At 44.9% G+C, this 8149-nt stretch carries 8 protein-coding genes and 2 tRNA genes; 8 read left to right on the top strand and 2 right to left on the bottom strand.

From position 1 onward, the window contains the following. The first annotated feature begins 72 nt into the window (after positions 1-72). The 4 genes from DW033_RS19840 (at position 73) to DW033_RS19855 (ending at position 4894) form a co-directional block, all read left to right on the top strand. Positions 73-2172 carry a M3 family metallopeptidase gene (locus tag DW033_RS19840; protein ID WP_199712379.1) on the top strand — a complete coding sequence of 700 codons (2100 nt, stop codon included), beginning with the start codon at positions 73-75 and terminating at the stop codon, positions 2170-2172. A gap of 80 nt (positions 2173-2252) precedes the next feature. Next, positions 2253-2687, top strand: a complete 435-nt coding sequence (locus DW033_RS19845) for a dCMP deaminase family protein (protein WP_008778036.1) — start codon at positions 2253-2255, stop codon at positions 2685-2687. 13 nt (positions 2688-2700) lie between these two features. Further along, positions 2701-4434 carry a S41 family peptidase gene (locus DW033_RS19850; protein WP_057327076.1) on the top strand — a complete coding sequence of 578 codons (1734 nt, stop codon included), beginning with the start codon at positions 2701-2703 and terminating at the stop codon, positions 4432-4434. Then, entirely contained in the window at positions 4379-4894 is a 516-nt protein-coding gene (locus tag DW033_RS19855) for a 5-formyltetrahydrofolate cyclo-ligase (protein WP_057329095.1), read from the top strand. Before DW033_RS19850 ends, DW033_RS19855 begins: the two co-directional genes overlap by 56 nt. Positions 4895-5003: 109 nt before the next feature. Here DW033_RS19855 and DW033_RS19860 read toward each other — a convergent pair whose 3' ends face one another. Beyond that, positions 5004-5297, bottom strand: coding sequence for a DUF721 domain-containing protein (locus DW033_RS19860; RefSeq protein WP_005865842.1), 294 nt, complete (start codon positions 5295-5297; stop codon positions 5004-5006). A 2-nt stretch (positions 5298-5299) separates the two neighbouring features. Further along, positions 5300-6397: a DNA replication/repair protein RecF gene (locus DW033_RS19865; RefSeq protein ID WP_122383056.1), complete on the bottom strand. Its 1098-nt coding sequence runs from the start codon at positions 6395-6397 to the stop codon at positions 5300-5302. Between the two features lie 148 nt (positions 6398-6545). Here DW033_RS19865 and DW033_RS19870 point away from each other — a divergent pair, with 148 nt between their 5' ends. From DW033_RS19870 to DW033_RS19885, 4 genes are all read left to right on the top strand, one after another. Then, positions 6546-7229, top strand: coding sequence for a tetratricopeptide repeat protein (locus DW033_RS19870; protein ID WP_005861596.1), 684 nt, complete (start codon positions 6546-6548; stop codon positions 7227-7229). Between the two features lie 76 nt (positions 7230-7305). After that, positions 7306-7788 carry a 6,7-dimethyl-8-ribityllumazine synthase gene (ribH, locus tag DW033_RS19875; protein WP_008774114.1) on the top strand — a complete coding sequence of 161 codons (483 nt, stop codon included), beginning with the start codon at positions 7306-7308 and terminating at the stop codon, positions 7786-7788. A 54-nt stretch (positions 7789-7842) separates the two neighbouring features. Next, positions 7843-7925: transfer RNA gene (locus tag DW033_RS19880), tRNA-Tyr, on the top strand. A gap of 25 nt (positions 7926-7950) precedes the next feature. Further along, positions 7951-8023, top strand: a tRNA-Gly gene (locus tag DW033_RS19885). Positions 8024-8149 lie beyond the last annotated feature (126 nt).

The raw sequence follows: 8149 nt of genomic DNA on the forward strand, positions 1-8149 counted from the left end.
AAAAACAGATGCCTATAACGTTCCTGTGATTAAAATGCCTACCTTTGCGGAAATTTTCAAACAATTTTTAATATGAGGAAGTTATTATATAATGTAATAATTTTATTAAGCGCAATTCAAATGACACACGCAGCAAATAACCCTTTCTTCGGGAAGTTTAAAACACCGTTCGAGACCCCTCCTTTCGATAAGATCAAGATCGAGCATTATGAGCCCGCTTTCGACGAAGGAATCAAGCAAATGGAAAAAGAGGTGCAAGAGATCGCCAATAACCCGCAACCGGCTACTTTCGAGAATACGGTAGTAGCTCTGGAACGTAGCGGCAAATTATTGGAAACAGTCTCTTCTGTTTTTTTTAATGTATTAGGGGCAGAGGCTAACGACGAGATGATGGAAATCTCGCAACGTGTCTCCCCGAAGTTATCCCAAACCTCCAATAACATCTTCTTAAATGAGAAGCTACTTGCTCGGGTCAAATCAATCTATGATAAAAAAGAACAATTGAACCTTTCTACCGAGGATGCCAAATTGCTGGAAGACCTTTACGAGTCGTTTAAAGCGAATGGGGCTACGTTAAATAAAGATGACAAGGAAAAATACCGCAAGCTAAGTATGGACCTAAGCATGTTAACCTTGCAGTTCGATCAAAACGCCTTGAAAGATAAAAACCGGTTCGAATTACTAATAACGGACGAGAACGAACTATCCGGCTTACCCGAAAGTGCTCGTGACGCAGCGGCCATGTTAGCCAAAAGTAAAGATAAAAACGGATGGTTATTCAATCTCTCGGCTCCGAGTTACATTCCATTCATGCGTTATTCCGACAAGCGTGATTTGCGAGAAAAAATGTATCGTGAATACATGAGCGTAGGAAATAAAGGGGATGAGTTCGACAATAAGGAGATTATCAAAAAGATCGTTAATATCCGCCTAGAGATCGCCCAGTTGATGGGATTCAAGAATTACGCCGAATATGCGCTAGAACACACAATGGCTAAAAACTCAGCGAACGTATACAAATTATTGAATCAGTTACTCGAAGCTTATAAACCGATAGCGATCAACGAATACAATGCGGTAGAAGGATTTGCGTTAGGTACAGAGAAAGAGAATATCACCGTTATGCCTTGGGACTGGAGTTATTATTCCGAGAAGTTACGGGATATCCGCTTCAAGGTAAACGACGAGATGACTCGCCCTTATTTCGAGTTAAGCAACGTAAAGAAAGGCGTATTCGGATTAGCTACCCAGCTCTACGGTATCACCTTTAAGGAAAACAAGAAAATCCCGGTTTATCATCCGGAAGTAGACGCTTACGAGGTATACGATGCCGATGGTAAGTTCCTTGCTATCCTTTATACGGACTTCTTCCCTCGTGACGGAAAACAATCCGGCGCTTGGATGAACAATATCAAGGCTCAATACAAAGATAAAGACGGAAAAGATAGCCGTCCTCAGATCGTTATCGTGATGAACTTTACCCGTCCGACAGACACGAAGCCCTCTTTGTTAAGTTTCGACGAGGTGAACACACTCTTGCATGAGTTCGGGCACTCCTTGCACGGCATGCTAGCGCAAGGAACATATTCCAGCCTTTCGGGAACCAGCGTTTATCGTGATTTCGTAGAATTACCTTCCCAGATCATGGAGAACTGGTTGACTGAAAAAGAGTTCTTAGATCAGATCGCCGTTCATTACCAGACCGGAGAGAAAATCCCGCAAGAGATGATACAAAGCTTGGTAAACGCCTCAAACTTCAACGCTGGCTACCTTTGCTGCCGCCAATTAAGCTTTGGCTTGCTGGATATGGCATGGCATACGTTGGAGCAACCTTTCGACGGTGACGTAGCGGCATTCGAGAAAAAAGCTTGGGCTCCGACCGTAATCATGCCGGAAGTACCGGAAGCCTTGATGGGCACAAGCTTCGGACATATCTTCTCCGGAGGATACGCGGCTGGCTATTACGGATATAAATGGGCCGAGGTATTAGACGCCGACGCTTTCTCCGTTTTCAAATCGAAAGGAATCTTCAACAAGGAGGTCGCGAAATCTTTCCGTGACAATATCTTATCCAAAGGTGGAACAGAAGATCCTGCCGTGTTATACAAGCGTTTCCGTGGACAAGAGCCTACGATAGACGCCTTATTAATCCGTAATGGTATTAAGAAGTAATAATTTACCGGGCGATAAGCCCGGTAAATCTAAATAATCACTACCTTTGTGTCTGGATTAAAAGACAAAAGAGTAAACAAATGTGCGAGAAAACAGAAAAACAGCACGAATTAGATAAACGTTACCTGCGAATGGCCGCTATCTGGGCCGAGAATTCGTACTGTAAACGACGCCAAGTGGGCGCATTATTAGTAAAAGATAAAATGATCATATCCGACGGATACAATGGAACACCCGCCGGTTTTGAAAATGTTTGCGAAGACGAGAACAATGTCACCAAGCCTTATGTTCTACATGCGGAGGCTAACGCCATCACAAAAGTGGCAGCCTCATCGAACAGCAGTAAAGGAGCGACCATTTATGTGACCTCCTCCCCTTGCATTGAATGCGCGAAATTAATCATACAATCCGGGATCAAGCGAGTGGTCTATTCCGAGAATTATCGAATAGCGGACGGCTGCGAATTATTGAAGCGTGCCGGTATCATAGTAGATTATATAGATTTGAACGAATAAATAAAACGTTTTTATGGATAAAAACAAAAGACTGACCGTATGGCTCCCGGTTATCATCGCAGCTAGTATCGCTTTAGGTATCTTTATTGGGAACCATTATTTATCTATCAGTCAAGGAAAAAAACGGTCCTACTCCAGCGGCAACAAGATAAATGCCATCTTGGACATTATCGACGAGCAATATGTTGACACGGTTAGCATGTCTAAGTTGGTAGAGAGTACGATCCCGAAAATATTCAGTGAATTAGACCCTCACTCCGTATATATCCCTGCAGAAGACGCTTCCGTGGTGAATGAGGAGCTGGAAGGTTCTTTCAGTGGTATTGGCGTATCATTTAATATGCAAACCGATACGATCCTAGTGATTAGCGTAATTAGCGGTGGTCCCGCAGAGAAAGCAGGTTTACTGCCCTTCGACCGGATCATCTCGATCAATGATTCTATTTTTTCCGGAAAGAAAAAGAACCAAGGAGAGATCATGAAGACACTTCGGGGCGCAAAGAACAGTACGGTGAAACTAGGCGTACAGCGAGGGAATTCTCCTGAGTTGCTCTATTTTGACGTAACCCGTGGAGATGTCCCAGTTAATTCGGTCGATGTTTCTTATGAGGCGGCTAAAGGTATAGGTTACATCAAGGTTAGCAAATTTGCCCGGAATACTTATAATGAGTTCATCACGGCGATCGCCAAGTTAAAACAAGCGGGCTGTACCTCTTTCGTGATCGACTTACGGGGTAATACCGGCGGATATATGGATGCCGCTATCAATATGATTAACGAGTTTATGCCGGAAGGACGCTTGATCGTCTACACGGAAGGTAAGTCGTTCCCCCGTTCCGACGTATACGCGAACGGAACCGGAACTTGTAAAGACGCCCCGATCGTAGTATTGACCGATGAGATCTCGGCTTCCGCCAGTGAGATATTCTCCGGAGCGATCCAAGATAACGACCGTGGTACGATTATCGGACGAAGAACGTATGGCAAGGGTCTGGTACAAACTCAAATGTCATTGAGCGACGGTTCAGAGATGCGATTGACCATCGCCCGTTATTACACGCCGTCCGGTCGCTGCATCCAGAAGAAATATGAGATGGGTAATACGGACGCTTACGACCAAGATATCTATAACCGATATATGCACGGCGAGTTCGACTCGGCTGATAGCATCAAGATGGATGATTCCTTGAAATACCAGACCGTAGGCGGACGTACCGTATACGGCGGGGGCGGTATCATGCCGGATATCTTTATCCCTCGCGACACGAGTGGCGTTACCTCTTACTACTCAAATGTGGTAAATAGCGGCGTGCTTTACCTGTATGCGCTCGAGTACTCAGACCGACATCGGGAGAAACTAGGCTCATTCAAGACTTGGGAGGAATTATATAATTACTTGCAGCAACAACCGCTCCTTTCCGACTTCGTGAACTTCGCCGCTACCAAGGGCATCAAGAGACGTCCCACATTAATTAATATATCCGGCAAGTTAATCGAGAACCAATTGCAAGCGTATATCGTAAGGAATTTCTTCGACGAGGCGGGCTTCTACCCCATTTTCCTAAAAGATGACGTTACCTTATTACGTGCGATCAATATCTTGCAAGAGGGAAAATCCGTGCCGAATGCGGAACTATTAAAACAATCAGCGAATGGAGACTTACACAGCCAAGCAGGCCCTACGAAAAGATATGGCCTCTCGAAAGAAAGAATATTCGAGGATTACCTTGTGCGAGCTATCGGATAAGATCATGGACCGCTTGGAGCAGACAGAACTGTTCCAAGCAGCTTCTTGTATCGCCCTTTATCACGCCATACCGGGAGAAGTACAGACCGCCGGCTTTATCGAGAAATGGTACCGGAAGAAAAAGCTTCTGTTGCCCTTGATCGTCGGTGATGATTTGAGATTGCTTCTTTACGAAGGGCCGGAATCCCTAAAACCCGGACCTTTCGGGATATTAGAGCCCAAGGCGGACGGCATAGAAGTTCCAAAGAATGAGATCGACTTGATTATCGTGCCCGGAGTCGCCTTTGACAAAGACAAGAACCGCATGGGACGAGGGAGGGGATTCTATGACCGCCTTCTTTCCACGCTCAACGCTCCCAAGGTCGGGATATGCTTTGGCTTCCAGCTGATACCACAGGTTCCGGTAGAGCCGTTCGACAAGAAAATGGATTACGTAATAACAGAAGACACCATCTATTGATCTCTCCCCAGAATATATACTTACTGGGTCAAGCCATATATACTTACCGGGGCTGGGCAGTATATGTTACTTGCCCCAGTAAGTAATATTGCGAATGGTAAAGCCACACTCAATGAAAAACGATATTGGTAATGACCGAGGCACCCGCGTAATCATTCAAGCTTTTCACCAACCGTTCCCGGCAAAGCGTCAACTCGCTACGAAGTACGGAGGAAGTCAATGAGACATGAAGCACCTTATCACGTACATATATATTACGTGTGTACTGCATGATCGTAGGCCCTAAAACTTCTCCCCACGCACGCTGAACCCGGATCTCCATCATTTTCTCGTACAACTCGGTATTATCCTCGAAAAAGTCACGAAGCACCTCACCCAATGTCTGTGTATTTCTTCTCTGCATCCTTATTCCTCCATAGGTTGTACCTCGCCACGTTCCACACGGAAGAGGGCATAGTCATGATTCATAGCCAATAAGATCTCATCCAGATACTTCCGGTTCGTATCCGTAATAAAAATCTGCCCGAAGCCATTCTCGCTGACCAGTTTGATGATCTGCTCCACACGGCTAGCGTCCAGCTTATCGAAAATATCATCCAACAGCAAGATAGGTGTAGTCCGTCCCCGTTTATTTAGGAAAGCGAACTGAGCGAGTTTCAAGGCGATCAGATACGTCTTATTCTGTCCTTGCGAACCAACCCGGCGAATCAGGTACCCGCCCAACGTCATTTCCAGCTCATCCTTATGGATACCGGAAGAGGTATAGCCCAATATACGATCCCGTTCCCGGCTCATCGCCAATTTACCGGCAAGCTCCGTTTCCTCCAATTGCGAGATATAATGTAGCCCTACCTCCTCGGCAGAGCCGCAGATCGTCTGGTAGTACTCATTAAAGATCGGGGTAAAATCCTCCACCAGTTTTTTCCGCTTCTCGTAAACGATTTGGCCGTACATACCCAGCTGCATCTCCAATACCTCATAAAGAGAGGCATCCATGCTCTGATCTTTCAGCAACGTATTCCGTTGGAGCAACGCTTTATTATATTGGATAAGCGCATGCAGATAAGGCTTGTCCTGCTGCGAGATGATTAAGTCCAAAAAACGGCGTCGCTCATCGCTCCCCCCCCGGATCAAGTCGGCATCAGCCGGAGAGACCATGACCAACGGTAATAGGCCGATATGCTCGGACAGCTTGTCGTACTCCTTCTTATTCCGTTTGAACTGTTTGCGTTGCCTACGCCGCATGGCACAGAAAATCTCCTCCTTACGTCCTTCATAATCATAGTTACCCTGCACCACGCAAAGATCTTGATCACTGTTTATTATCTGGCTATCAGGCGTATTGACATGACTCTTGCAAAACGAGAGATAATGAATGGCATCCAATAGATTCGTCTTCCCCATCCCGTTATTGCCGAAAAAGCAATTCATCTTGGGCGAGAAAATAACCTCGGACTGAAGTATATTTTTGTAATTGAGAACAGAAAGCTTCTTTAGTATCATCTAAACCGTATTAATCGTACAAAATTAAAAAATATACTTCTAAGTATAGATTATATCAGCAAAAAAAACTACTTTTGCGCTTTGAATCGCCAACCGTATGGTATGGCTTAAAATCAGCGATAAAATTAATAAATAACTATAACACATTATGGCTACTAAAGAAAAGGACACCAACAAGGAGTTAGAAGTAGAAGAGATTGTCTCCAAATCGGAGCAATTCATTGAAAACAATTCAAAGAAGATTATTTACGGTATAATAGCTGTCGCACTCGTTGTTGGAGCTGTTTTGGGAATCAAGCATGGTTATTTAGTTCCTCAGGAGAAAAAAGCCGCCGCCGCCATGTTCAAGGGCGAGCAATACTTCGCCAGAGATTCTTTCGCCTTGGCTTTAAACGGCAATGGAGCTGACTATGAAGGTTTCGAGGCTATCATCGACCAATATGGAAGCACGGACGCCGGAAACTTGGCAAAGGCTTACGCAGGTATCTGTTACTACAAGATGGGCGATACACAGAAGGCGCTCGATTTATTGAAATCTTTCAGCGGAAAGGACCAAATGGTATCTCCGGCGGTTACAGGCTTGATCGGTGATTGCTACGTGAACATGGGTAATACGAAAGAAGGAATCAGCTATTTCGAGAAAGCCGCTAAGGAGGCCGACAACGAGGTAATCAGCCCGATTTACTTGAAGAAGGCCGGTATCGCTTACGAGAACTTGAAAGAGTATGACAAGGCTGTAAAGGCTTACACGACTATCAAGGACAAGTATTACACTTCCATGGAGGCATCCGATATCGATAAGTATATCACCCGTGCTTCGGCAGGAAAATAAATAAACAGTATATTATATAGTATAACAGAGGATGTCTCGGTCAAACAAGGCATCCTCTTCTTTTAAAGAGACAAGTATGGCTACAGCTTATCAGAATTTATCCGAGTACGACTTCAACAGCGTACCTGATGCTTCAGAGATGAACATCGGCATCGTAGTTGCGGAATGGAACAAGAACATTACCGAGAAGTTATTGGAAGGTGCTTGCAACACGCTTGAAAAGCACGGGGTGAAACCGGAGAACATCGTAGTTAAACGAGTTCCGGGTAGTTTTGAACTGACTTTTGGAGCCAAAAGATTGGCCGAGACTAAAGAATTAGACGCTGTGATCGTTCTGGGATGCGTCGTAAGAGGCGATACGCCACATTTTGATTACGTTTGTTCCGGCGTTACGCAAGGCATTACAGAATTGAATTTAATGTACGATATTCCTTTCATTTTCGGCCTGTTAACTACCGACACCATGCAGCAATCCGAGGATCGTGCGGGAGGTAGATATGGCAATAAAGGGGACGAGGCAGCGGTTACCGCAATAAAAATGGTAAATTTTTCTGCCTAAACGCTTGCAGGTTTCAAAATAAATCGTACCTTTGCACTGCAATTAAGAACAAGGGGGCAGTTACCAGAGTGGCCAAATGGGGCTGACTGTAACTCAGCTGGCTTTCGCCTTCGGTGGTTCGAATCCATCACTGCCCACCTTTTTAATTCGCAACATATTATTGCGGAAGTAGCTCAGTTGATAGAGCATTAGCCTTCCAAGCTGAGGGTCGCGGGTTTGAGCCCCGTCTTCCGCTCTAGGAAAAGAGGAAAATCGAAAGGTTTTCCTCTTTTTTTATATCCTCGTATTACTATATATCCGGGATAATGTCGGCTCACCCGATAAATCAGGGGGAAAATTCTTTAATTCTATAGAAAATTTG

The organism is Parabacteroides sp. AF39-10AC (assembly GCF_003635405.1).
Taxonomy (GTDB): Bacteria; Bacteroidota; Bacteroidia; order Bacteroidales; family Tannerellaceae; genus Parabacteroides; species Parabacteroides distasonis.